The sequence below is a fragment of the Pseudonocardia oceani genome, assembly GCF_019263585.2.
GTDB lineage: Bacteria > Actinomycetota > Actinomycetes > Mycobacteriales > Pseudonocardiaceae > Pseudonocardia > Pseudonocardia oceani.
This window is the reverse complement of the sequence record NZ_JADQDF010000002.1, coordinates 36746-61289: the sequence shown is the minus strand read 5'-3', so window position 1 is coordinate 61289 and position 24544 is coordinate 36746. Positions and strand designations below refer to the sequence as shown.

The following is a 24544-nucleotide window of genomic DNA, read 5'->3' as shown; positions in this document are numbered from 1 at the left end:
CTCAACTATGGGCGGACGTTGACGGTGGCCATCATTCCGGCGTCCTCGTGGTCGAGGATGTGGCAGTGATAGACGCTGCGCCCGGAGTACGTGGTGAACGGGATGCGGAGCCGAACCCAGCCGCGGGCCGGGACGAGGACGACGTCCTGGGGCGCCCCGGTCGGTGGGGTGGCGTCGTTGGATTCGAGCACGGTGAACGGCCAGACGTGCAGGTGGAACGGGTGCGCGAGTGGGCTGGGGTTACTGACGGTCCATTCCTCGGTGGCGCCCAGGGTGATGGTCTGGTCGTCGCGGTCGGGGTCGAAGGTGCGGCCGTCGATGGTGAAGGCCATCCCGCCCGTGCCCATGCCCATGCCCATCTGGAAGGCGATCTGCCGCCGCACGGTCACCGGCCCCGCGGTGGGCGCCTCGGCGGGCAGAGCGGTGGGCAGCGGCGGGGCGGTGACCGGGGCCCCGGCGGTGACCATGGTGGCGAGGGTGACCGGCCCGCTGCCCACGGCGCCGCCGCCCATCATCGAGTCCATGCCGCCACGGTCGGCGGCGTCGGCGATCAGCGGGAATCGGCCACTGCCGGTGGGGCGCACGATCACGTCGGCCCGGTTGCCCGGGGCGAGCGTCACCCGGTCCGCGGCGACCGGGGCGGGCAGGAACGTGCCGTCCTGGGCGACGTGGACGAGCTGGTGCCCGTCGAGGCGAATCGGTAGCACCCGGGACACGCAACCGTTGACGATCCGCCAGCGCTGCGTCGCGCCGGGGGCCGCGGGGATGGTGGGCTGGTGCTGGCCGTTGACCAGGACCAGCTCGCCGTGGCGGCCCATCGCCCGGTCCATCGTGCTCACCTCGACGAGCCCGCCGTCACCGTCGAGGGTGGTGTCGGTGACCAGCAGCACCCGGTCCTCGATCACCGGTAGGTCGGGGTCGGGTCCGGGTGGGGCGACCAGCAGTGCACCGGCGAGCCCGCCGAAGATCTGATCGGCCACCATGCCGTGGTGGTGCGGGTGGTACCAGTAGGTGCCGGCCGGGTGATCAGGTGGGATCCGGTAGAGGTAGTCGAACGAGGTGCCGGGGTCGACCCGGAGGAACGGGTTGTCGCTGTTGCCCTCTGGGGAGACCCGCAGCCCGTGGGTGTGCAGGTTGGTGGGCTCGTGGAGCCGGTTGGTCAGGCGCACCGCGAGCTCGTCGCCGGGCCGCACCCGTAGCGTCGGCCCGGGTGAGGTGACGTTGTAGCCCAGCGCGCGGGTGTCGTGTCCGGCCAGCCGCACCCCCGCCGCGGCGGTGAGCTCGACCTGCAGCCGCCCGTCCGCGCTGTCGAGGACCTGCGGCTGGCGCAGCTCCGCTCCGGTGTCGGCGGCCCGCAGCCGGCCGCCCGTCCTTACGCCCGCGCTGGTGGCAACCCAGCCCGTCGCGCCGATGGCGAGGCTGGCGGCGCCGAGCCCGCCCAGGACGATCGCGCGGCGTCGGCTGATCGGTGCCGGGGTCATGTCAGTGTGTCGCGGCGCTGGCGGTACTCCTCGTCGTTGATCTCGCCGCGGGCGTAGCGCTCGTCGAGGATCTGCCGGGCCGAGGTCGGCCCTGCCGCCGGGGCGGTGTCCGTGCCGGGTCTGCGGTTCTGGGTGAGCCGGTAGGCGAGGTAGCCCAGCAGTACTAGGCCGATCAGTACCAGTACCGGCCAGATCCAGAACCAACCCATCATCGAGCCGTTCATCATGGTCGTTGCCCTCTCGTCTCGGTTCGTCGTGCCGGTACCGCCCGCTTGGGGTCCGGCGTGCCCCGCGGGCTCCTGCGGATCAGCTTGTAGTGAGCGCGTCGAGCGCGGCTCGGATGCGCACCCCGGCCTCGTCCGCGACGGGGCGCAGGTCCTCACGCTCGGGGATGCTGACCATGACCTGCGGGTCCAGGGCCGAGACGATGCTGCGGTCGTCACCGTCGGCGCGGACCACGACGTTGCAGGGCAGCAGCAGCCCGATCTGGCGGTCCACGTCGAGGGCGCGGTGCGCGAGCTGGGGGTTGCAGGCGCCCAGGATGACGTAGGGCTCCATGTCGTGGCCGAGCTTCTCCTTCAGCGTGGCCCGGGCGTCGATCTCGGTGAGCACCCCGAAACCCTGCTCGGCCAGGGCGGCCTTGACCGCGGGGACGGCCCTGTCGTAGGGCAGGTCCAGGGTGATCGTCATTCCGTAGTCCATCGCTGGTCTCCATTTCGGTGGTGGTGTGTGGATGTTGTGTGAGCGGATGTTGGATCGTTGTCGTCAGCTGGTGCTCAGCGCGGCCGGTGCGAGCAATGCCGCGGCGGCGACGCCGACCGCGACGGCCAGGATGAGGTAGGCGAACCCGCGCCGCAGCGCCGCGGCCGGGAGCCGGTTCGCCACGCGCCCGGCGGCCAGGGACGCCAGCAGGGCGGCGCCGGCGAACACGACGATCACGGCGTAGTCCACGCTCGCGGCGGCGGCGGCGTGCGCGCCCAGCCCGGCCAGCGAGGTGATCGTGACGATCACCAGTGAGGTGGCGATGGCCTCGGCGGCGGTGAGCCCGAGCAGCAGGGTCAGGGCGGGCACGATGATGAACCCGCCACCCACCCCGAACAACCCGGTCAGCACCCCGACCCCGGCGCCGGCGGCCAGTGCCTTGGGCGCGCAGCTGCGCCAGTCGACCCGCCCGTCGCGGATCCGGCAGGCGCCTCCCGTGGCCTCCTCGGGGTTCCCGCGCAGCATCGCGATCGCGACGGCGACCATCAGCACCGAGAACGCCACCAACAGCCACCGGTCGGCGATCAGGCGGCCGAGCGCGGCCCCCGCGAACGCGGTGGGGACTCCCGCGGCGCCGAACACCAGCGCCACCGGCCACCGGATCACCCCGGACCGCAGCCGCACCGCCAACCCGCCCGCCGCCGAGACGGCCACCACCAGCAGCGACCCGAACACCGCGACCGCCACCGGCTGGCCGACCCCGTAGACCAGGGCCGGGACCGCCAGGATCGAGCCGCCCGCGCCGAGCAGGCCGAGCGCGGCGCCGATGACCAGGCCGAACACGCCGGCGAGGATCACCGCGCCCACCTCGGGCCGCCAGGCCGGGACCCGGTCACGGGGCGGCGGTCAGCGGGACACCGGCGTCGGCGGCGTCGCCGAACATGTCGTCGACGACCACCACGGTCCGCCCGGCGCGCGCGAGCAGCGACGCGGCCGCGGTGGCGCGGTATCCGCTGCCGCAGTGCACCCACACCGCGCCGTCGGGCACCTCGGCGAGCCGGTCGTTCAGCTCCGGCAGCGGGATGTGCACCGCGCCGCGCACGTGGGAGGCGTCCCACTCGGTGCCCAGCCGGACGTCGAGGACGACCTGCGCGGGCGGCAGGTCCGCGGCCCGGCCCCCGGACAGCTCCGCGGCCAGGTCGGCGAAGCTCGCGCTCGGCAGCCCGGCCAGCCGCCCGGCGTCCTCGGCCAGTTCCCCGGGCTTACCGGTGGCGGCGGCCACGATGTGGTCGACGCCGATGCGGACGAGCTCGCGTTGGGCCTGCGCGACCTGCGCGCGGTCCTCGCCGAGCAGGGTGATCGGGGCGTCGTGCGGCGCCATCCAGCCCAGCCAGGTCGCCATCGGCCCGTCCAGGCCCAGGCTCACCGTCCCGGTGAGGTGCGAGTCGAGGTAGGCCTTGCGGTGGCGCAGGTCGATGACCCATTCCCCGTCGGCCAGCCGGCGCGCCAGCTCGGCCGGGTCGGCCGCGGTCGGCGCGCGCAGGTCCACCGGCGCCGGGCCGGCGGTGTTGAGCGCACCCATGTGCGCGTAGTAGGCGGGGTAGGCGCCCAACCCGGACAGGGTCTCCCGGACGAACTCCTCGCGGGCCAGCCGCAGCACCGGGTTGACCTCCCTCTCGTTCCCGAGCGTGGAGTCGTCCCCCGACGCGGGGCTGGCGGTGCAGAAGCTGCCGAACCCGTGGGTCGGCCACACCTGCGCCCCGTCGGGCAGCGCGTCGGCCATCGACGCGGCCGAGGCGTGCTGGGCGCGGGCCAAGGTCTGCGCGTGCTCATCGCCGAGCAGGTCGGTGCGCCCGGTGGTGCCGTAGAGCAGGGACCCGCCGGTGAACACCCCCTGCGGCCCGTCCGCGCCCTCCAACACGTAGGACAGGTGGTGGAAGGTGTGCCCCGGGGTGCCCAGCACCCGCAACCGCAGCCGCGGCGAGGCCTCCAGCACGTCCCCGTCGACGACACCGGTGCGGGCGAACGCCACGTCGTCCTCAGCCGACATCACATAGGCCGCTCCGGTGAGCCGCGCGAGCTCCAGACCACCGGAGACGTAGTCGTTGTGCACGTGGGTCTCCACGACATGGGTGATCCGCACCCCGAGCCGCCCGGCCAGAGCCAGGACCCGGTCCACGTCGCGCTGCGGGTCGACCACCACCGCCACCTCACCATCAGAAACGAGATAGCTGCGGTCACCCAGCGAGGATGTCTCGATCACTTCGACGTCGATCACGACAGATCTCCTTCGTCTCATCTGTTCTTTTGGGGTCGACGGGTCGCTCATCGGGCGTCGGTGTCCACCGGGCGCCCGGAGCTGATCCAGCCGGCGGTCCCGCCGGCCACCGACACCGGTCGCGCCCCGGCAGCGGCCAGCGCCTCGGCGGCCTTGGCGCTGCGGCCACCGGACTGACAGATCACGTACAGCTCCTGCCCGACGTAACGGCCCGGGTCGGTGATCACCCGCTCCAGCGGCACGTTCACCGCGCCCGGCACATGCCCGGCCGCGAACTCCTCGGACGAGCGCACATCCACCACCGCCATGCCCGGGCGGCGCTCCACCGCGAACTGCTCCACATCGACCTCGCGCATCTGCACGACGCATCACCTCCTTGTTGAAATACCCCCGGGGGTACCCGTAAAACACAGCTCTGCCATAGGTCACAGCCTCAGAACAACCCGAGGTGAGCCCTGGAGGCGCTGATCAGGCCAGCGAGAGGAACAGCTTCTCCAGCTCGTCCTCGGTCATCGGCGGCTGCTCACCCCGCTCCCGGGCCGCCTGACAGTGGCGCATCCCACTCGCGACGATCTTGAAACCCGCCCGGTCCAGGGCACGAGAGACCGCGGCCAGCTGAGTCAACACCTCGGCACAGTCCCCACCCCCCTCGATCGCCCGAACCACACCGGCCAACTGCCCCTGCGCGCGGCGCAACCGCACCAGAGCGTCACCCACCAGTGCGGGAGTCATCTCCATGTCGCCACCTCCATCTATCCCAACATACCCCCGGGCGTATCTGTTCCGGGTCGGGCCTCGTTGGGTGCCCGCGTGTCGGGAAAGGACCGTCTGTCGACGATCTTGACCGGCGGGGAAGACCTGCAGGTGACCGTCGTCGGTAACTCGCGTCGCGAATCAACGACGAGAAACCCTGCCGCGGCGCTATTGTCGACACATGTTGATCGGGTACGCGCGGGTGTCGACCGCGGAGCAGAACCCCGCGCATCAGATCGACGCGCTGCACCGCGCCGGCGTCGGCACCGACGACGTCCACGTGGACCATGCCTCCGGTGCGAAGGCGTCGCGGCCACAGCTCGATCTCGTGCTGCAGCTGCTCCGCGCCGGCGACACGCTGGTGATCACCCGCCTCGACCGGTTAGGCCGCTCGGTGCTGCACCTGGTGACCCTCGGCGCGCAACTGCGCGAGCGCGGCATCGGGCTGCGGGTGGTCGAGCAGGGCATCGACACCTCGACCGTCGAGGGCCGGGCGATGTTCGGGATGCTCTCGGTACTTGCGGAGCTGCAGCGGGAGCTGATCGTGGCCAACACCCGCGACGGTCTGGCTGCGGCGCGGGCGCGGGGTCGCAACGGCGGGCGCCGCCCGAAGCTGACCGTGGCGCAGGCGGTGCACGCCCAGCAGCTCTACGACGGCCGCGAGCACACCGTCGCCCAGATCGCGGCGTTGCTCGGGGTGCCGCGTACGACGGTGTACGGCCACCTCAACCGGGCCCTGGCCGCGGTGCCGTCGACCGGGGCGTCGACCGGGTCGGTGCCTGTCGCGGCCGTGCCGCGCAGCGGCCGAGCGCAGTAGGGTGCGACGTTGTGAACGTGATCTGGTCCTACGACGAACGGCCGGCCGGTGGGCATCCGCTCGGGCCCGGAGCGGCGCCGGCGGCTATCCGCGCCGCGTTGATGGCGACCGATCAGGGACCGTTCGACACCGCCTACGCCGCCGCCCTGGCCGAGGCTCGGCAGAGTCTGGACCTGAGCGGGCTGTTCGAGACCCTGGAGCACTGGCGCCGGGTCGCGGTCCTGCAGAGCGATCCGGTCAACTACGTGCGGATGGTGCGCCGGGTCGCGGAGACCCTCACCGGCGAGCCGGTGCCCGACGGTGAACCGTTGGAGCTGACCCGGGCCAAGGCCGGCCTGTAGGTGTACCGCGTCGTCACCGACGACCACATCGGGCAGCAGCTCGACGCCCTGCCCGCGCTGGCGCTGGTCGCGTTCGCCGAGTTGCGGGTGCTGCTGGAGGTCGATCCATGGGCCGGTGGGCCGATGAACCCCGCCAACCCGGACGGGCCGGTGCGGACGATGTCGTTCGGCCCCGGACACGAGGGCGTCGTGGCGTACCTGATCCTGGACTCGCAGCGCAGGGTCGATCTTGTGCAGATCGCTTGGATGGGCTGACCTGGCCCGGAACGGACTTGGCGACCCTCGGCGCGTCTGCTGTCGGTGCCGCGACGAGAAGGTCCATCATCGTGGTCGTGACGATCTGCGCCAGGTCGTTCGACCCGCGCTGCGCCGGTCGGGCTGGGTAGCGCCGTGTCCCCGGCCGCATCCCGCGCCGCGGTGCGGTCGTGCCCGGGATGCGGGCGACAGGCCGGATCCGCGATCGAGGCGTGCGCGTTGGCCGAAGAGCTGGCCACCAGCTGGCTGTTCTTGGAGAACGGCGAGGTGGTGGCGCGTTCGTTCTGCCGCGGGTGCGCCCCGGTCGGGCCGGTCGCCGATCTGGCGTGCGTGTCGTGCGGTGACGGCCCGCTGCTGGCCGGCGCCCTCACCGAGCAGTCGGCCCGCGCCGCGGTGAACACCTGGCTGCTCGGGCAGGGCTGGCAGGTCGCCGGCGCGCCGAGATGCCCACGCTGCACACCGCCGCCTTCTCCCCCAGTGACCGACGGGCAGCCGGAGTCGGGTGGGTGGAGGTTGTGGTGAAGCACGTCGACCCCGCTGCGCGGGCGGTGGTGGTGGCCCGGTTGCGGGAGAAACGCGAGAGCGGAAAGTCGATCACCGCGGATGTGCGTCGGGCGGCGGGCGGATTGCTGGTTGCGGAGAGCACGGTGTGGCGGTGGCTCGCGACCTGCGGCGACACGACGAGCGGCGACACGACGAGCGGCGACACGACGAGCGGCGACACGAGCGGCGGCGATCCACCCGCAGAGCGGCCGGGTCTGGCGGGGTATGTGCTGACCGACGCCGACCGGGACGACTACCTGGACTGGCGCGGGAACATCGCGGCGCTGCGCCGGGCACGGATCGCCGCGGGCGGACAGGACGTTCCTGCGCTGCGCACGTTGCAGCGGGCGTTCGCGGCGCAGCTGACGGCGGCCGAGCGGGCCGCGGCGGTCGATGGGGTGGAGGGCCGGCGCCGCCACGAGGTGTACCTGCGGTGGGAACCGGTCGCCCGGAACATGCGCTGGGAGGCCGATCACAAGGAGCTGCCGGTGCAGGTCACCCCGCCGCGCGGAACGCGGCCGGTCAAGCCGTGGGTGACGTTGTTCCTCGACTGCTTCTCCCGGCTGATCATGGGGTGGGCGTTGTCGCTGCGCGCGGACTCGGCGATGGTGCTCGCGGCGATGCGCCGTGGCCTGGTCATCGACCCGGAGCGGGGCCCGTTCGGTGGGGTGCCGCAGGTGCTGGTGCCCGACGGCGGGTTGGAGTTCGCCACCCTCGCGCTGGAGCGGGTGTGCGGGGTGCTGGGCACCACGCTGGCCCCGACCGAGGCCTACGCGCCGCACCAGAAGGGCAAAGTCGAGCGGGCGAACCGGACCCTGGATCAGGAGTTCCTGTCCGGGTTGCCGTTCTACACCGAAGGCCCCCGCGCCGCGGACGGCCGGCTCTACGGCCCGGACGCCCCGCCGATGGCGCTAGCGCTGTTCGTGGACCGCTTCGCCGAGTGGGTCATCGACTACAACACGGTGCGGCCGCACTCGGCGCTGGACGGGCTGACCCCGCTACAGCGCTGGTCGGGCGATGCGACCCCGGTGCGGGAGGTGCCGGAGGAGCAGCTGCGGTGGCTGCTGCTGGCCGACGCGGAGCGCACGATCAACCGCGACGGCATCCATTTCGGCGGCGAGACGTTCATCGCGCCGGAGCTCAACGGGCGGGTCGGGGAACGGGTGGGCGTCCGCTACACCCCGCACGACCTGCGCCGAATCGAGATCTTCCGAGGCGACACCTGGCTGTGCACCGCGTATCCGCAGGGCCGGCTCTCCGATGCCGAACGCGCCGCGATCTTGGACCGCCGGCGCGCGGACGCCGCCGAGCTGGGACGACGGCAGCGCCGCGCCAGCCGCCGGGCCCGGGCCAAGCTGGCGCCGATCACCGCACCCGGTGACCCGATCGAGGAGACCACCGTGGTCAGCATGAACACCGCCCGCGCCGAGCGCCGCCGCGAGGACCGGGATCGCGGGGAACGGGATCTGGAGACGCGCGACCGGGACCTGCAGCGCCTGGCCCGCACGGATCTGCTCAACCTGCACCGCGACTTCGACTACTGGAACCCGCCCGACCCGGCGGCCACCGAGCCGACGGAGAGCGCACCCCGGCCGGAGCGGGGTGGCCGGTCGTGAGCGCGCGGCACTTCCTAGACATCGACGGGGCGGCCACGCTGCCGACCGAGGCGCTGGGACTGGTCGATCAGTCGGTGGCGGATATGGTGCGGACCCAGGCGATGGGCGCGGTGCACGGCCAGGCCGGGCTGGGCAAGACCTACGCTGTCGAGCAGGCCCTGGCGCGGCGGGTCGGCGAGGTGGCGGCATGTTGGGTGTCGTTCCCGTCGCGGCCCACGATGCGGCTGGTCGCGGCCACCCTGCTGCACGAGCTGACCAGGGTGCCGGTGACGGGGGCCGTGACCGGTTCGCGCTGACCGCCGAGCTGCTTGAGGAGCTGGCCGATCACCGGGGCCGCGACCCGCGGGAGAGGCTGCTGGTGGTCGATGAGGCGCAACAGCTCAACCGGGAGTGCATCGAGTTCCTGCGCTACCTGCACGATCACCGGCTGACCCGGTTCGCGTTGCTGCTGGTCGGTGGGGACGGCGCGTGGAAGGTGCTGGCCAAGGAGCCGATGCTGCGCTCGCGGATCTACCGGCGGGTGGTGTTCCGGGCGCTGACCGGCGATCAGGTGTGTGAGTTGATACCGCGGTTCCACCCGGTCTACGCCGACGCCCCACCGGAGCTGCTGCTGTTCGTCGATGACCACTTCGCGCACGGCAACCTGCGCGACTGGGCGGCGTTCACCGCCACCGCGGTCGAGCTGTGCCGGGCCGCCGGGCGGGACCGGATCGACGAGCCGCTCGCCCGCAACGCGTTCGCCCTGCACGGCGGCACCCGCGCCGCGGCCGCCACCCGCTGATGACCACACCGCTGTCGGTCGCGGCGCCGCGCAGCGACCTGTGGCGTGGGGTGGAGGTGCTGGTCGACGTCGACGACACCGCGGAGTGTGTGGCCGCCCTCGGTGCCCGGCACGACCTGGGCCACGGCGTGGCGGTGTGCCATCTGACCCCCGGCCCGGCGGGGTTGTCGGTGCTGGGCGAGGACGTGCTGGTCGCGCTGGGGAAACGCCCCAGCGGCCCCGCCGCGGAGGGGGTGAGCCGCCGCGCGTGGGAGCTCGCGGGGCTGTGGCTACGCGCCGAACAGGTCCGGCATCTGGTCGTGCTGCGCGCGCAGCTGCTGCCCACGACGCGGTGGCGCGAGCTGGCCGAGCTCACCGCCGCCGCCGGCACGAGGTTGTGGCTGGTCACCAACGAGCCCGGACGTGACACCGCCGAGCGCGGGCGTCCGTGGCGGGTGGCGCTGTCGTTGCTGCCGACACCAGCAACGGCGGTCACCGGCAAGTTCCCCGAGGTGCCCGACGTGGAGTTCCCGCTGTTCCGCACGGCCGCGCGGCGGCTGCTCGACCCGGCCGGGTTCGCCCGCGTCGACGAGGTGTACCGAACCACCCTGGCCCAGGCCCACGACGTCGCCCGCGGCTGGGCCCGCCCCGGCACCGCGGGGCGGCCGGTCGACGCCCGGCACGGAGCCGCGGTGCTGCAGCGCCACACCATCGACGCGACGAGTACGGCCGAGGTCCTCACCCGGGTGCGGGCGGTCCAGGCCGGGTTCTTCACCGCAGGACTGTTCCTGCAGCTACCACCGCGGCCGGGTCTGTCCGCGGTGCGGGTCAGCCTGACACCGCGGCTCGACCCCACCGACATCGACCGGATCCGCGGGTTGTGCTCCCCGTCCGCCGCGGCGGTGCTGGCGATCGCCGCCGCAACCGGGCTGCGCGCCGGCGCCCTGCAGTCGGTGCGGCTGCGCGAAGTGCACGACACCGGCCCCGACCAGCATCTCGTCGCCGACGGCACGCTCTACCGGCTGCCCACGTCGGTGGCCGGGTTGGTTCGGGCGGCGGTCATCGAACGGCACGCCCAGCTCGCAGGCGAACCTGCCCCGGGTCCCGGCCTGGGCGAGGGTGCGTTGTTCATCGGGAGCAGCTCGGAGACGTCGGTGACCAGGCGGGCGTTGCAGCAGGCCCTCGACCGCGCCGCCGCGTACGCCGGTGTCACGGTGGCGCCGCCGTCGTTCCCCGGTGTCGCGGTGCACGACCTGCGCGGCACCCGGTGACCCAAGGACACGGGGCTGCGTCCCGGCCGGCGCGGCGGCTGGTCATCAACTGGGCGCTGGTGGAGCAACGGCGGGTCGCCGCGGGGATGACCCACGCCCAGCTCGCGCAGCGGGTCGGGGTGGCCGCGGTGACCGGGCCGGTCCGGCTCTGGCACGACCGCGACCACGACACGGTGCGCCTCGGGCTGCTGGAGCGGCTGTGCCAGGTCCTGGACCTGCACCCGGTGGAGTTGTTCACCGCACCCACCCGCGCCCGGCAGCGCGCCGCCGTGCGTCCAGCCGACCGCCCGGCCGACGACCAGGTCCTCGAAGCCGCGCTGGCCACCACCGGCCCCGCGTCATCACTCACCGGACAACACCCGGCGCCGGTCGGCCGGGCCGAGTTGGCCAACGCGCTCGGATGGCCGCTGCAGCGGCTGGCCGCCGCTCTGGCCGCGCTTGAGGACACGCTGGCCGAGCGCGGTGTCCGGATCAACAACGACGTCGTCGGCGACGGCCGGGCGGTGCACGACCTACGACCCCGTAGCGGGCTCCTCGCCCCCGACCAGCGCGAGGCGCTGCACCGCCTCGCGCACGCCGACGAGCGTCTCGACGTCGACGCGGTCCGGGCGCTGTACGCGATCGCCCAGCCCGACAGCCGCTGCACCGAGCGGCACCACGTCATCGGACCCGCCGGAGTCCGGCTCCAGCAGCTCGGGCTCGTGCACCGCCGCCACCGCTCCCGCAACCTCGAACTCGCCGACGACGTCCGCTACGCGCTCCTGCTCGACACGCCATGACCAGCGCCCTCGATCACTCTCGTCTACGTGACGCCAGCACTCTCGTTCTGCTGACGCATCCACTCTCATCTCACTGACGTTCGACACAAGACCACTCACCAGCCGAACAACTCAACATCCAGAACTCACCCAACATCGACAAGCACCAGACCAGAACATAGACTGCGAACCGCCTCAAGCAAAGAGCCATGCACCTATGCATTACCTTAATGAGCTTGGTTAGGAGTTGATCATGCTGCGCATCACTGCCGTGTCCGCTGGCGCGGTCGACTACCTGATCCGGGGCAGCGGCTGCTGCGCGAAGGACGCCGCCCACGAGCACGAGCACGGGCTGACGGCCGAGCAGGCGCGCGAGCACGAGCAGGCCCGGTTGCGGGCAGTGGGTCCGGCGCGGGGTGCGGCCCGGTACTTCGGGTCGGCGGTGGCGCACGGGGAGCCGGCGGGCCGGTGGGGTGGGCAGGGGCTGGCGATGTTCGGGGTCCGGCCGGGTGAGGAGGCGTCCGAGGCGATGGTGCGGGCGGTCTTCGGGAACCTGGAGGACCCGGAGACCGGTGATCCGTTGGGGCGGGCGCCGCGGAAGTTCAAGACCACCGCGGAGCGGGTGAAGGCGGCCGTGGCCGCGGCCGGGCCGGACATCACCCCGGAGCAGCAGCGGCAGATCGAGGTGACCGCGGCCGCGGATGGCCGCAAGGCCGTGGCCTACTACGACTTCACGTTCTCCCCGCCGAAGTCGGTCAGCGTGTACTACGCGGCGCTGATGGCCGCGGGTGATTTCGCCGGCGCCGAGCAGGTGGCCAGGGCCCATGACCGCGCGGTCGAGGTGGCGATGGCCTACGCCGAGGCGCACGTCGGGTACACCCGCACCGGCTATCACGGGCGGACCCAGGACGGGCGGTCGGTGGGCCGGTACGAGGCCGGTGCTGGGCTGATCTGGACGGGGTGGAAGCACTCGACGAACCGGGAGTCCGAGCCGCAGCTGCACACCCACGTCGCGGTCCTCAATCGGTTGAAGACCCTGTCGGACGGTCTCATCAGGGCGCTGGACGGGCGCGGGATCCGGCCGGTGAAGGAGGCGATCGCGACCGCGTACGAGCGGGCGCTGGAGGAGGGGATCGTCGCCGCGCGCGGGGTGGTGTTCGCCGACCGGGCGGACGGGAAGGCCCGCGAGATCGTCGGGGTCGACCCGCAGATGTGCGCCGAGGCGTCGACGCGGCGGGCGCAGACCCTGGCGAAGGCGGAGGAGCTGACGGCGCTGTTCATCGCCCGCAACGGGCACGAGCCCGACGCGGCGGCGCGCAAGGCGATCCTGGACGACGCGGCCATGTCGACCCGCAAGGCGAAGGAGGGTGTGGCCGGGCCGGCCGCGGTGGCCGCGTGGGCTCAGCCGCGCGCGGCTGCGCTGGTGGCCACCGTGGAGGCGGTGGCCGACGCGGCGGAGGCGGCCGCGGTCACCGGCCACCCGGACGTCGTGGCCGGTCTGCGGCTGGATCCGGCGGTGCCCGAGCAGCGGGCCGCGCTGTTGGCCGCGGCCATCGCGGACGTGCAGCACGAGTACGCGACGTGGACGGTCGGGAACCTGGTCGCGGCGATCGACAAGCGGGTCGGGGCGCTGCCGGCGGAGGCGACCGGGGACGCGCGGCCGGCGTACATGGAGGCGCTGGCCCGCGAGGCGGTCGAGCCGGGCAACGGCCACGGGGTCGCCCTGTTGACCGCGCCGGACCCGGTCACGGTGCCGGCGCAGCTGCGCCGCAGCGAGGACGGGCGCAGCATCTTCCGGCCGCATATCGACGAGCGGTACGCCACCCTCGCGCAGTTGGCGACCGAGGAGCGGGTGGTCACCGGGGCGCGGCAGCTGACCGCGCCGGTGGTCCGCGGCCCGGAGCTGGAGATGCTGCGGGTGGAGCTTGCGGCCGCCGGGCTGGGCCCGGACCAGGTCGCCGCGGTGGTCGGGATCGTGTCGTCCGGACGCGCCGGGGACGTGCTGATCGGCCCGGCCGGGACGGGCAAGTCCTACACCGTGACCGCGCTGGCCGGGGTGTGGGGCGAGCGGGTCGGTGGCCGGGTGCTGGGGTTGGCGACCACCGAGATCGCCACGCAGAACCTGGCCGCGGACGGGGTGCCGGCGATGAACACCGCCCGGTTCCTCGCCGCCTTCGGACCGGGCCCGGACGGGCAGGAGCCGCGGGCCCGGGTCGGGCGCGGGGACCTGTTCGTCATCGACGAGGCCGGGATGTCGGGCACTCCGGAACTCGCCCGGATCCACGACATCGTCACCGCGGGCGGCGGGAAGCTCGTCTACACCGGCGATCACGGGCAGCTCACCTCGGTCGGTGCGGGCGGGATGCTCGCGCTGCTGGTCGCCGACAACGGCGCCTACGAGTTGGAGCAGGTGCACCGGTTCGGCAACGCGTGGGAGCGCGAGGCGTCGCTGCGGCTGCGCGGCGGGGATCGCTCGGTGATCCCGGAGTACGAGGACCGGGGGCGGCTGCAGGGCGGGACCCGGGAGGAGATGCAGGCCGCGGCGATGCGGGCCTATCTGGCCGACACCCTCATCGGGAAGGAGTCGCTGCTGATCGTCGGCAGCAACGCCGACGCCGCCACCCTCTCGTCCGACATCCGAGACCAGCTCATCGAGTTCGGCAAGGTCAGTGCGGACCCGCTCATGCAGCTTGGGCTCCGCACCGGCCGCGTCGACGTCGGTGTCGGGGATCGGGTGCAGGCGCGGATGGTGGACCGCACCATCCGGGTCGACGGCGGCGGGAACGTGGTCAACCGCGCGGTCTACACCGTGCTCGGCGTCGACGAGGACGGGGCGCTGCGGGTGCGCGGCGCGCGGGGCGAGGTCGCGCACCTGCCGCGCAGCTACGTCGATGAGCACCTGACCCTGGCGTATGCCTCCACGGTGCACGCCGCGCAGGGCCGCACCGTGGACACCAGCCACGCCCTGCTCGACGAGGCCGCCGCCCGGGAGGCCGCCTACGTCGCGCTGTCGCGCGGGCGGGAGGCGAACTACGCCTACCTGGTGGCGCAGCGCGCCCCCGACGCGCACGACGCCGAGCGGCTCGATGACAGCGCCGCGGGGCGGCTGGCAGGGGTGCTGGGCAACGTCGAGTCCCGCAACGCCGCCGAGGTCGAGCGCCGCATCGGGGAACGCGACGGGGCGTCGCTTGCGTGGATCGGCACCCAGTGGGACGAGGTGTCGCGCGAGTCCGCGCAGGCCCGCTATACCGGCCAGCTCGGGCAGGTGCTTCCGGCGGAAGCGGTTGAGGCTCTGACCGCCGAGCCGGGCTGGGCGAGGCTGGTGCGCGCGGTGCGCGAGGCCGAGCTGGCCGGGCACAACAGCGAGGCCCTGCTGACCGGGGCGGTCGAGGGCCGGCCGCTGGCCGACGCCGAGCAGGTGTCGGATGTGCTGCGCTACCGGGTGCGGATCCTGGCCGCCGACCGCACCCCCGAGCAGCAGGTCGGGGCCGGGGACTGGACCGCGCTGGCCCCGCCCACCGACGGGCCGGTCGGCCAGTTCTCCCACGAGCTCGCCGTGCTCGCCCAGGACCGTCAGCACGAGCTGGGTCAGGCCGCGCTCGCCGACCCGCCCGCGTGGGCGGTCGAGCTGCTGGGCCCGGTCCCGAACTACGACGAGCTGACCCGCTCGGTCGAGAACGGGGTCCCGGTCCCGGTCGGGGCGGTCGACCAGATCGTTGAGGCCCGGATGGAGTGGGCGCGCGGCGCCGGTGCGGTGGCGGCCTACCGGGAGCTGCGCGGCATCGACCCCGACACCACGTCGATCGGGGCCGCGCCGAGCCGGGAGGAGGAGTTCCACCGGCAGATGTGGACCCAGGCCGCCGCCGCGCTCGGGCAGGACACCGACCCGGGAGCGGTCGACTACCGCACCCTGCCTGACCTGGACCTCTACGCCGCCCGGGAGCAGTGGACCCGGGAGCAGGCGTGGGCGCCAGAGTACGTGGCCGGCGAGATGCGCACCGCCTACGAACTGGCGCGGCAGTACGGCGAGGACGCCGCGCTGGCCGGGGCGAAGCTCGCCACGCTGGAGCCAGACGACGCCGAGTGGGAGCCGACCGCGCAGCAGTTGGAGCGCAGCGACCGGCTCGCCGAGCTGAACGAGGAACGGGCCCGGCAGCTGGAGGAGATCCACTACGCCCGCGGCGGCTGGTACGGAGCGACCGAGGACGCCCGCACCGCCGACGAACTCGCCCGCGACGAACTCGCCCGCCGCGGCTTGCCCCCGCAGCGCGAGCTGGTTTCCGCCGAGCAGCTGGAGCTGTTCCCCGCCGAGCACGTCGACGTCGGCCGCGACGTCGGAGTTGACCCGGCGGTCGAGGTGGCCATCGAGCAGACGGTGGAGACGTCGGCCGAGGCCGAGATCGTCGATGAGGCGGCCGTGACCACCGACGTCGACGCGGCGCTGGAGCCGGTCCCCGATGTCGGGGTGGAGCTGGACGATGTCGAGCTGGAGGAGCAGGCGCACGCCGCGGCGCCGACCGAGCCGGTGCGTGAGCGCGTCGGCGAGCCCGAGCCGGCCATTGCGGCCGCGCGCGAGCCGGTGGTCGAGCCGGTCGCCGAGGAGGTGGAGCAGTTGGCGCTGCTCGACGTCGAGCCGACGGTCACCGACCAGGTCAGCGCGGAGCCGCTGCGCCCCACCGAGACTGCGGCGGCCGCGGAGCCGGCGTCGGACGCAGCCGAGGGACGTGCCCGGCTCACCCTCGCCGAGGCCCGCGCGCAGGCCGAGGCCGCCGAGCAGATGCGCACCGCCCGCGAGGCCGTCGAGGCTGCTCGTAGCGCCGCGGCCGCGGAGCGCACGGCGAGCCCTGCGGTCGAGCCCGTCCGGCAGCAGGAGGAGGTCGAGCGCCAGGCCCAGCTGGTCCGCTCGACCGAACACGACCGCGACGTCGACCCCGCGCGCACCGTCCCCGAGCGGGACCTGGGCGAGGGCGCCGACGACGAGCTGGCCATCGACTACTGACACCGCAGGGCCGCCGGGCCGGGCTCGAGCCCGGTTGACGCGTACGCGTCAGATGCTGGTTACCCGGTGCGCCGCTGGCGTTCCGCAGCGATGAACCGGGCCGACTTCTCGACTCCGGCGCGCCACTGGGCGTCGGCCATGACCTGCTCGCGCGGCCCGAAGTCGCCGGGGCAGACCCCGAACTCGTGGCCGGCGATGTGCTCGGCCATCGGCGGCTCCACGACCTCCCGGTCGCCGGAGGTGTGGCCCGGGAGGGGCGCCCACACGAACCCGAGTACCTGGGCCGTCTCGTCCTCCAGCCAGCCGAGGTAGTCCCGCCAGGCGCGGTCAGCGGCGCGAGCGATCCGATCGCGAACCACCGGGTGGCGCGCACCGGTGTTGAGGGCGGCCGCGGTTCGGCCGACGTAGACGTGCAGGTGCAGGCGCATCGTGGACTCGCCGGGTACGGCGTTGTGCGCCATGCCGGTGATCTCCAGCCGGGCGGGGTCGGAGCGGTTGCGGGGCCCGACGCTCACGTAGCCGCCCTGGCGCTGCACGAGGGTGACGACGTTGCGGGCGAGGCCGGCGTAGAGGTCGAGCAGCTGGTCGAGCTCGCGGTTCATGTCGTTGAAGGCGAACGCGTCGCCGATCAGCGACAGGCTCAGCGGGGCGTGGAAGTACAGGTCGAGCGCGTCGGCGGGGGGCTGCTGGCCGCGGCCGGGGTCAAACAGCAGCGCGGGCTCGACATGGGTGTCTCCGTACACGGCCATCACCTCCAGCGGTCGGCTCGACAGACCTGCGCAGAATGGTACGGCCGCCCACCGACATCGATCCGGAATTCGACGCGGGCGGCGCTATCGTCATGGTCATGGCCTCCCCCGCCCCGCGTCCCACGGCGGCCCCCGTCCCGCCGGATGCGGACCCGGTCGCGATCCGGGCGTGCCTGCCGGCGGAGGTCGCCGCGGTGTTCGACGCCGAGTGGGAGCACGTGCTGGAGGCGGCGAAGCGCTCCAAGGACCTCGCCGGGGTGCGGGACCTGCTGCAGAACTGGCGCCATCACGCCTACCAGGAACTCCGCGAGCCCGGCGCCTACTTCCGGGTGCTGGCCACCGCCGCCCGCACCCAGGCCACCCGCCGAGCCCCGCAGGGCAGCGTTGACGAGGCGGAGATGCGCGCGCGGATCGACGCCCGGCTCGCCGAGGCTGGCCTGGACGATTCCGGCTGCCGGTAGACCGCGAGTGTTCCGAGTCGTCACCTACCCCGAGGCGGCCGAGCAGCTCGCCGCACTTCCGTCGCACCTGCTCGCCGACTACGCCCGCGTGCTCGACACGATCGCGGCCGCCCCGTGGGACGGCGCCCCGCAGAACGCCAACAATCCCGCCGCGGAGGTGCGCCGGTGGCTGTTCGGGCCCCTCGGCGTCGCCCAGGTGCTCTATCTGGGCCCGGTACTCCCGAAGCTGGCCCGAAGTGCAAAGTGACGGGGCCGGGAGGCTGAGCTCGTGTGGTGACCTCTACGGTCTGCCGCCATGCGCCGCGAGTGGTCGCCGGAGGAGCTGATCGAGTCGTGGACCGTGCTCGGCCAGGACTGGACGTTGGTGGGCAACAAGTCCGGCGCGACCCGGCTGGGCTTCGCGTTGCTGCTGAAGTTCTTCGAGGTCGAGGCCCGGTTCCCTCGCAGCGCTGATGAGCTGCCCCCCGTGGCAGTGACTTACGTCGGCGAGCAGGTCAAGGTCGCGCCGACGCTCCTTGCGGGGTACTCGTGGTCGGGCCGGTCGATCAAGTACCACCGCGAGCAGATCCGAGACGCGTTCGGGTTCCGCGAGTTCACCCGCGGCGATGAGGACAAGCTCGCAGGCTGGCTGGCCGAGGAGGTGTGCCCGGTCGAGCTGCGGGATCCGCAGCTGCGCGAGGCCCTGCTGGTGCGCTGCCGCGGCGAGCGGATCGAGCCGCCCGGGCGGGTGGACCGGATCATCGGCTCGGCGCGGGCGGTGTTTGAGCAACGCTTCTGCGACCGCACCGTCGCCCGGCTCGACACCGCGAGCGTGGCCGCGCTGGAGGCCCTGGTCGCCGAGGACGACGCAGCGCCGTCGCCGGGGCGGGTGCTGCTGGCTGAGCTGAAGACCGACCCGGGCCAGGTCGGGTTGGAGACCCTGCTGCGCGAGGTCGACAAGTTGGCCGCGGTGCGTGCGTTGGGTCTACCGACCGGGCTGTTCGTCGACGCCAGCGAAAAGCTGGTCGAGGCGTGGCGGGCCCGCACGGTGCGCTCCTATCCCTCGGATCTGCGTGCAGCGCCGCGGCCGGTGCGGCTGACGCTGCTGGCCGCGCTGTGCGCGTTGCGCGCTGCGGAGATCACCGACGCGCTGGTCGAGCTGCTGATCGGGCTGATCCACCGGATCAACACCCGCGCCGACCGCCGGGTCGAGCGCGAGCTCACTGAGGACCTGCGCCGGGTACGCGGCAAGGAAGCGATCCTGTTCCGGCTCGCGGAGGCCGCCGTCGCGCACCCGGACGACACGGTCCGGGCGGCGTTGTTCCCAGTGGTCGGGGAGAAGACCCTGCGTGAGCTGGTGCGCGAGGCCAAGGCCAACGAGCACGCCTTCCAGGCCCGGGTCCGCACGGTGCTGCGCGGCTCGTACTCCAACCACTACCGCCGGATGCTTCCGCCGCTGCTCGCCGCGCTGGACTTCGGCTGCCACAACACCGCCTACCGGCCGGTGATGGCGGCGTTGGCGCTGCTAGCCCGCTACGCCGGCGTGGACGGCAAGACCCGATTCTTCGCCGACACCGACACCGTTCCGATCGACGGTGTGGTGCCCCGGGCCTGGCGCGACGCGGTGGTCGATGACCGTGGCCGGGTGGAGCGGATCCCGTATGAGCTGTGCGTGCTGGTCGCGCTACGCGACGCGCTGCGCCGCCGCGAAATCTACGTCGCGGGCGCGCACCGGTGGCGCGACCCGGACGACGACCTGCCCGGCGACTTCGACACCACCCGCGAGGTGCACTACGCCGCGATCCGCCAGCCCACCGACCCGACCGCGTTCATCACCGACCTGCGCGCACGGATGACCGCCGCCCTGGCCGGCCTCGACTCCGCCCTGGTGCACGGCACCGCCGGCGGGGTGGCGATCACGACCCGCCGCGGCGAGCCGTGGATCGGCATCCCGAAGCTGACTGCGCTGCCCGAGCCGAGCAACCTGGCCGCGGTGAAGGACGAGGTGATCCGCCGTTGGGGCACCCTGGACCTGCTCGACGTGCTCAAGGACGCCGACTTCCTCACCGAGTTCAGCACCGAGTTCACCTCGGTCGCCTCCCGGGAGGTGATCGACCGCGACACCCTGCGCCGCAGGTTGCTGCTGTGCCTGTTCGCGCTCGGCACCAACATGGGCATCAAGGCGATCGTGGCCACCGGCGAGCACGGCGAGACCGAGGCCGCGCTGCGCCACATCCGCCGCCACTTCATCACCCGCGACAACCTGCGCCGCGCGATCGCCCGACTGGCCAGCGCAACGTTCGAGGCGCGGGACCCGAACTGGTGGGGCCAGGGCACCGCCTGCGCGAGTGACTCGAAGAAGTTCGGGTCCTGGGAGTCGAACCTGATGACCGAGTGGCACCAGCGCTACGGCGGGCCCGGGGTGATGATCTACTGGCACGTCGAGCGGCGCAGCGTGTGCATCTACTCCCAGCTCAAGAGCTGCTCGTCCTCCGAGGTCGCAGCCATGATCGAGGGCCTGCTGCGGCATTGCACCGACGCCGACATCGACACCAGCTACGTCGACACCCACGGCGCCAGCGTGGTCGGGTTCGCCTTCACCGAGCTGCTCGGGTTCCGGCTGCTGCCACGACTGAAGAACATCGGCTCGATCAGGCTGTACCGGCCCGATGACCAGCAGCGCCACGCCGCGCTCGGTCCGGTGCTGACCCGCCCGATCCGCTGGGAGCTGATCGCCCAGCAGTACGACCAGATGATCCGCTACGCCACCGCGCTACGGCTCGGGACCGCGGAGTCCGAGCAGGTGCTGCGCCGGTTCACCCGCGGCGGCCCCAAGCACCCCACCTACGCCGCGCTCGAAGAGCTCGGCCGGGCGGTGCGCACCATCTTCGCCTGCGACTACCTCGCCAACCCCGAGCTGCGCCGGGAGGTCCATGGCGGGCTGCAGGTGGTGGAGAACTGGAACTCGGGCAACACCGTGATCTTCTACGGCAAGGACGGCGACCTCACCGGCCCCGACCGCGAGCACGCCGAGACCTCAATGCTCGCCCTGCATCTGCTCCAGTCGGCGTTGGTGCACGTCAACACCCTGCTCGTACAGACCGTCCTGGAGACCCCGGCGTTCCACGACCGCATGGGCGCCGACGAACGCCGCGGCTTGAGCCCGCTGTTCTGGACCCACATCAACCCCTACGGCCGGTTCCGACTCGACATGGACACCCGCCTCGACCTCACCGCCGCTGCCGCGCGTGCGGCGACCGTGTGATGGAGCTGCTGATCGCGCGCAATCCCGACCCGGACAGCACCCTGCCCTACCTGCTGCACGTCCCGATCGGCGCTGATGGGCTGGTGTTCCGCGCGAAGGACACCTGGCCGCGGACCAACGCCGTGTACTGCCATCCCGTCGAGGCGACCGAGTGGCCCGAGCACCCGGAGATCGTGGAGCGAATCCCGCTCAAGACGTGCACTCGGCGCGGAGCGGCGATCGACGTAGTCGCCGACCGCGGCCGAGAGCAGCGCTCCCAGATCGTGTTCACCCGCGGCCGGGGCCGGGAGATGGTGTTCTGGCAGTCACCCCGCACCCGCAAACAGGCCCGGCCCGACGTGCGCCTGCCGACTGCCCGAGCCGCTGGCGTCGTCGAACTGGAGATCGTGGTCGACGCCCACGAGCGCTACCCCTACAAGTTCGCCGGCCAGCAGGTCACCACCGTGCGACGCGGCCTGTCGTGCGGCGACTACGCGGTGACGCTCGACGGGAGGACGGTCGCCGCGGTCGAACGCAAGTCCCTGGCCGACCTGATCTCCAGCCTGACCAGCGGTCGGCTCCGGTTCGCCTTGGGCGAGCTGGCCACGCTGCCCCGCGCCGCCGTCGTAGTCGAGGACCGCTACTCGCAGGTCTTCACCCTCGACCAGGTACGACCCGCAACCGTCGCCGACGGCCTGGCCGAGCTGCAGATCCGCTACCCGACCATCCCCATCGTGTTCTGTGAGACCCGCAAGCTCGCCGAGGAATGGACCTACCGCTACCTCGCCGCCGCGCACACCTGGGCCGAATCCGAGACGGCAGCGCTGCACCGGATCGGTCTCCCCGCCCAGACCCCCGCCGAACCGGTCACCGACCAGGACGCCACCGCGGCGCCGTCCACAGCCGACATCCGCGCCTGGGCGCGCGCCAACGGGATCACTGTCCCAGACCGCGGACGGCTCCGCCCCGAGATCCACCAAGCCTGGCGCGACGCCCACACACGCGCTGACCAGCACCGACCAGGCATCCCTCGTACAGGCCGCTGATCTATCCCGTTAGGGGATCGGCTTGCGGGACGACCGTCGGCTACAACACTCCCGATCTGCTCAGGTATCCCAGGAGGTCGTGGGTGAGTGGCAGGCCTTCCATCTCCCGGCGTCCGAACCACCCGACGTCGGCTGCGTCGTCTCCCGCGACCAGGTCGCCGTCCACGACGTGGGCCAGGAAGTCGTGGATCTCGTAGACCTCGTCCGTGCCGTTCGGGAGGCCCAGCGACCACACCTCGCGCTCGACGGCTACGCGCAGCCCGGTCTCCTCAAGAGTTTCACGCGCTGCGGCGGCCTCGAGCGATTCTCCTGGCTCGACCCGTCCGCCCGGGACAGTCCAGCACCCGGCCTCGGGCTCGCGGGACCGGAGCACCAGCAAGACCTGGCCCTCGGCGTTCGTCACCACAGCACTCGCCGCCAGCGTCCTCACGGTCCAGACCGTACGCATCCCGGCACCGGCCACGATTCCCGCACACGGATCCGTGTGCGGTAGGCCGCTGAGCGTCGCAGCGGGTAGGTCTCCAGTGATCGTCATAAGACATGTAGTCCTCAAGACTCGGGGGGTGCGTGGCCGGGTGTGCGTTGGTCGGCGATGGGGAGGTAGACGCGCCCGCCATGTTCGATGAAATCGGTGGACTTCTCGTCCATGCCCGCTTCGATGGCCTCGACGCTGGTGAGACCGTGCTCCTCGGCGTAGTCCCGGACGTCCTGGGTGATCTTCATGGAACAGAACTTCGGCCCGCACATCGAGCAGAAGTGCGCCGTCTTCGCGGGCTCGGCCGGTAGCGTCTCGTCGTGGAAGGCGAGCGCGGTGTCCGGGTCGAGGGAGAGGTGGAACTGGTCGAGCCAGCGGAACTCGAAACGCGCCTGGCTCAGTGCGTCGTCGCGGGACTGGGCGCGGGGGTGTTCCTTGGCCAGGTCCGCGGCGTGGGCGGCGATCTTGTAGGTGATGACGCCGGTCTTGACGTCGTCCCGGTTGGGCAGGCCCAGGTGCTCCTTGGGCGTGACGTAGCAGAGCATCGCGGTGCCGGCCTTGGCGATCGTGGCCGCGCCGATCGCGGAGGTGATGTGGTCGTAGCCCGGCGCGATGTCGGTGGTCAGCGGGCCGAGGGTGTAGAACGGCGCCTCGTCGCACCACTGCTGCTCCAGCCGCACGTTCTCCTCGATCTTGTGCATCGGGATGTGGCCGGGGCCTTCGATCATCACCTGCACGTCGTGGGCGCGGGCGATCTGCGTGAGCTCGCCGAGGGTCCGCAGCTCCGCGAGCTGGGCGTCGTCGTTGGCGTCGTTGATCGATCCCGGCCGCAGCCCGTCGCCGAGAGAGAACGTGACGTCGTAGGTGCGCAGGAGGTCGCACAGGTCCTCGAAGTGCGTGTAGAGGAACGACTCGCGGTGGTGCGCCAGGCACCACGCCGCCATGATCGACCCGCCCCGGGACACGATCCCGGTGAGTCGCTTGGCCGTCAGCGGTACGTAGCGCAGCAGCACGCCGGCGTGCACCGTCATGTAGTCGACGCCCTGCTCGCACTGCTCGATCACGGTGTCGCGGTAGATCTCCCAGGTCAGCTTCGCCGGGTCGCTGTCGACCTTCTCCAGTGCCTGGTAGATCGGCACCGTCCCGATCGGGACCGGCGAGTTGCGGATGATCCACTCACGCGTGTTGTGGATGTCGCGGCCGGTGGACAGGTCCATGACGTTGTCGGCGCCCCAGCGGGTCGCCCACACCATCTTGTCCACCTCCTCCTCGATGGAGGAGGTCACCGCGGAGTTGCCGATGTTGGCGTTGATCTTCACGAGGAACTTCTTGCCGATGATCATCGGCTCGGCCTCGGGGTGGTTGCGGTTGGCCGGGATCACCGCGCGACCGCGCGCCACCTCGGAGCGCACCAGCTCCACGTCGACGCCCTCGCGGATCGCGATGTAGCGCATCTCGCGGGTGACGGTCCCGGCGCGGGCGTACGCGAGCTGCGTGACGGCGCCGTTCACCGGCTCCCGCTCGGCGACCCACGGCGCCCGCAGCGCGGGCAGGCCGGCGCGCAGGTCGATGGTGGCCGAGTCGTCGGTGTAGGGGCCGGAGGTGTCGTAGACGTCGTGGTGCTCGCCATTGCTGAGCTCGACCCGGCGCACCGGCACCCGCAGGCCGTCGGGCCCCTCGATGTACACCTTGTGCGAGCCCCGGATCGGGCCGGTCGTGACCTGTGGTTCGACCGTGCGATCGTGCAGAGCCGTCATGGCTATCCCTCCCTACGCCGGAATTACCCGGACAGGTTCAGCGGTCGGCGGCGCCGATCTCTCGATGCACGAGAGAAAAGCCGCCCTCTCAGCCCGCTCACGCGCGAGCTCCCGTGGCTATGAAGATGTCGTCGAGAAGGGGCCCTCGACGTTCCTGCAGGACCCTAGCCATCGCGGTCCTGACGCGCACCACCTACTCGCCGCACGAATGGGACCCGGACCCCGGTCACTGACATCCTTGCCAGATAGCCGCTGGGCC

24 protein-coding genes are annotated in these 24544 nt (G+C 72.5%); 14 read left to right on the top strand and 10 right to left on the bottom strand.

The features are described 5' to 3' along the window. Positions 1 to 5: 5 nt before the first annotated feature. From I4I82_RS33605 to I4I82_RS33575, 7 genes are all read right to left on the bottom strand, one after another. Positions 6 to 1481 (bottom strand): multicopper oxidase family protein, encoded by a 1476-nt coding sequence (locus I4I82_RS33605; RefSeq protein WP_218596592.1) that lies wholly within the window; start codon positions 1479 to 1481, stop codon positions 6 to 8. Continuing rightward, complete coding sequence (locus I4I82_RS33600; protein ID WP_308280077.1) at positions 1478 to 1705, bottom strand: SHOCT domain-containing protein; 228 nt, start codon at positions 1703 to 1705, stop codon at positions 1478 to 1480. Before I4I82_RS33600 ends, I4I82_RS33605 begins: the two co-directional genes overlap by 4 nt. Before the next feature lie 82 nt (positions 1706 to 1787). Then, a complete protein-coding gene (locus I4I82_RS33595) occupies positions 1788 to 2183 on the bottom strand; it encodes a DUF302 domain-containing protein (RefSeq protein WP_218592356.1) in 396 nt (131 codons plus the stop codon). A gap of 63 nt (positions 2184 to 2246) precedes the next feature. Continuing rightward, a complete protein-coding gene (locus I4I82_RS33590) occupies positions 2247 to 3041 on the bottom strand; it encodes a sulfite exporter TauE/SafE family protein (RefSeq protein ID WP_218592357.1) in 795 nt (264 codons plus the stop codon). A 34-nt stretch (positions 3042 to 3075) separates the two neighbouring features. Continuing rightward, a complete protein-coding gene (locus I4I82_RS33585) occupies positions 3076 to 4512 on the bottom strand; it encodes a rhodanese-like domain-containing protein (protein ID WP_372481311.1) in 1437 nt (478 codons plus the stop codon). Continuing rightward, a complete protein-coding gene (locus tag I4I82_RS33580) occupies positions 4509 to 4817 on the bottom strand; it encodes a rhodanese-like domain-containing protein (protein ID WP_225922789.1) in 309 nt (102 codons plus the stop codon). Before I4I82_RS33580 ends, I4I82_RS33585 begins: the two co-directional genes overlap by 4 nt. A gap of 112 nt (positions 4818 to 4929) precedes the next feature. Continuing rightward, a complete protein-coding gene (locus I4I82_RS33575; protein WP_013678820.1) occupies positions 4930 to 5199 on the bottom strand; it encodes a metal-sensitive transcriptional regulator in 270 nt (89 codons plus the stop codon). A gap of 196 nt (positions 5200 to 5395) precedes the next feature. Here I4I82_RS33575 and I4I82_RS33570 point away from each other — a divergent pair, with 196 nt between their 5' ends. From I4I82_RS33570 to mobF, 10 genes are all read left to right on the top strand, one after another. Next, positions 5396 to 6031, top strand: a complete 636-nt coding sequence (locus tag I4I82_RS33570) for a recombinase family protein (protein ID WP_218592359.1) — start codon at positions 5396 to 5398, stop codon at positions 6029 to 6031. Between the two features lie 11 nt (positions 6032 to 6042). After that, positions 6043 to 6372, top strand: coding sequence for a DUF6247 family protein (locus I4I82_RS33565; RefSeq protein WP_218592360.1), 330 nt, complete (start codon positions 6043 to 6045; stop codon positions 6370 to 6372). Continuing rightward, positions 6373 to 6627, top strand: a complete 255-nt coding sequence (locus I4I82_RS33560; RefSeq protein ID WP_218592364.1) for a hypothetical protein — start codon at positions 6373 to 6375, stop codon at positions 6625 to 6627. 219 nt (positions 6628 to 6846) lie between these two features. Then, positions 6847 to 7149 carry a hypothetical protein gene (locus I4I82_RS33555; protein ID WP_218592361.1) on the top strand — a complete coding sequence of 101 codons (303 nt, stop codon included), beginning with the start codon at positions 6847 to 6849 and terminating at the stop codon, positions 7147 to 7149. Then, entirely contained in the window at positions 7146 to 8786 is a 1641-nt protein-coding gene (locus I4I82_RS33550; RefSeq protein WP_218596591.1) for a TnsB C-terminal domain-containing protein, read from the top strand. Before I4I82_RS33555 ends, I4I82_RS33550 begins: the two co-directional genes overlap by 4 nt. Then, positions 8783 to 9082 (top strand): hypothetical protein, encoded by a 300-nt coding sequence (locus I4I82_RS33545; protein ID WP_218593105.1) that lies wholly within the window; start codon positions 8783 to 8785, stop codon positions 9080 to 9082. Before I4I82_RS33550 ends, I4I82_RS33545 begins: the two co-directional genes overlap by 4 nt. After that, the gene (locus I4I82_RS33540; RefSeq protein ID WP_218593106.1) at positions 8974 to 9567 is read left to right on the top strand and encodes an AAA family ATPase; all 594 of its coding nucleotides are present in this window, start codon (positions 8974 to 8976) and stop codon (positions 9565 to 9567) included. Before I4I82_RS33545 ends, I4I82_RS33540 begins: the two co-directional genes overlap by 109 nt. Beyond that, positions 9567 to 10817 carry a hypothetical protein gene (locus I4I82_RS33535; RefSeq protein WP_218593107.1) on the top strand — a complete coding sequence of 417 codons (1251 nt, stop codon included), beginning with the start codon at positions 9567 to 9569 and terminating at the stop codon, positions 10815 to 10817. The genes I4I82_RS33540 and I4I82_RS33535 overlap by 1 nt, the downstream gene beginning before the upstream one ends. Then, on the top strand, positions 10814 to 11596 hold the full coding sequence (locus I4I82_RS33530) for a helix-turn-helix domain-containing protein (RefSeq protein WP_218593108.1): 783 nt from the start codon (positions 10814 to 10816) through the stop codon (positions 11594 to 11596). Before I4I82_RS33535 ends, I4I82_RS33530 begins: the two co-directional genes overlap by 4 nt. Before the next feature lie 232 nt (positions 11597 to 11828). After that, a complete protein-coding gene (mobF, locus tag I4I82_RS33525) occupies positions 11829 to 16574 on the top strand; it encodes a MobF family relaxase (protein ID WP_218596590.1) in 4746 nt (1581 codons plus the stop codon). A gap of 59 nt (positions 16575 to 16633) precedes the next feature. On the opposite strand, the gene I4I82_RS33520 is transcribed toward mobF, so the two are convergent. After that, positions 16634 to 17317, bottom strand: a complete 684-nt coding sequence (locus tag I4I82_RS33520) for a hypothetical protein (protein WP_218596589.1) — start codon at positions 17315 to 17317, stop codon at positions 16634 to 16636. 104 nt (positions 17318 to 17421) lie between these two features. Between I4I82_RS33520 and I4I82_RS33515 the strand changes: the two genes are divergently transcribed. Genes I4I82_RS33515 through I4I82_RS33500 form a run of 4 tightly spaced genes read left to right on the top strand, consistent with a single transcriptional unit; the run spans position 17422 to position 22053 of the window. Further along, a complete protein-coding gene (locus I4I82_RS33515; RefSeq protein ID WP_218596588.1) occupies positions 17422 to 17784 on the top strand; it encodes a DUF6247 family protein in 363 nt (120 codons plus the stop codon). A 7-nt stretch (positions 17785 to 17791) separates the two neighbouring features. Continuing rightward, complete coding sequence (locus tag I4I82_RS33510) at positions 17792 to 18031, top strand: hypothetical protein (protein WP_218590526.1); 240 nt, start codon at positions 17792 to 17794, stop codon at positions 18029 to 18031. Between the two features lie 48 nt (positions 18032 to 18079). After that, entirely contained in the window at positions 18080 to 21028 is a 2949-nt protein-coding gene (locus I4I82_RS33505; RefSeq protein WP_218590527.1) for a Tn3 family transposase, read from the top strand. Beyond that, positions 21028 to 22053, top strand: a complete 1026-nt coding sequence (locus tag I4I82_RS33500; protein ID WP_225922751.1) for an ERCC4 domain-containing protein — start codon at positions 21028 to 21030, stop codon at positions 22051 to 22053. Before I4I82_RS33505 ends, I4I82_RS33500 begins: the two co-directional genes overlap by 1 nt. 40 nt (positions 22054 to 22093) lie before the next feature. Here the strand turns inward: I4I82_RS33500 and I4I82_RS33495 are convergent, their stop codons facing one another. Together I4I82_RS33495 and thiC are read right to left on the bottom strand one after the other, a co-directional pair. Further along, positions 22094 to 22483: an NUDIX hydrolase gene (locus I4I82_RS33495; RefSeq protein ID WP_308112874.1), complete on the bottom strand. Its 390-nt coding sequence runs from the start codon at positions 22481 to 22483 to the stop codon at positions 22094 to 22096. A gap of 119 nt (positions 22484 to 22602) precedes the next feature. After that, positions 22603 to 24285, bottom strand: a complete 1683-nt coding sequence (thiC, locus tag I4I82_RS33490) for a phosphomethylpyrimidine synthase ThiC (protein ID WP_218590530.1) — start codon at positions 24283 to 24285, stop codon at positions 22603 to 22605. Between the last annotated feature and the right edge of the window lie 259 nt (positions 24286 to 24544).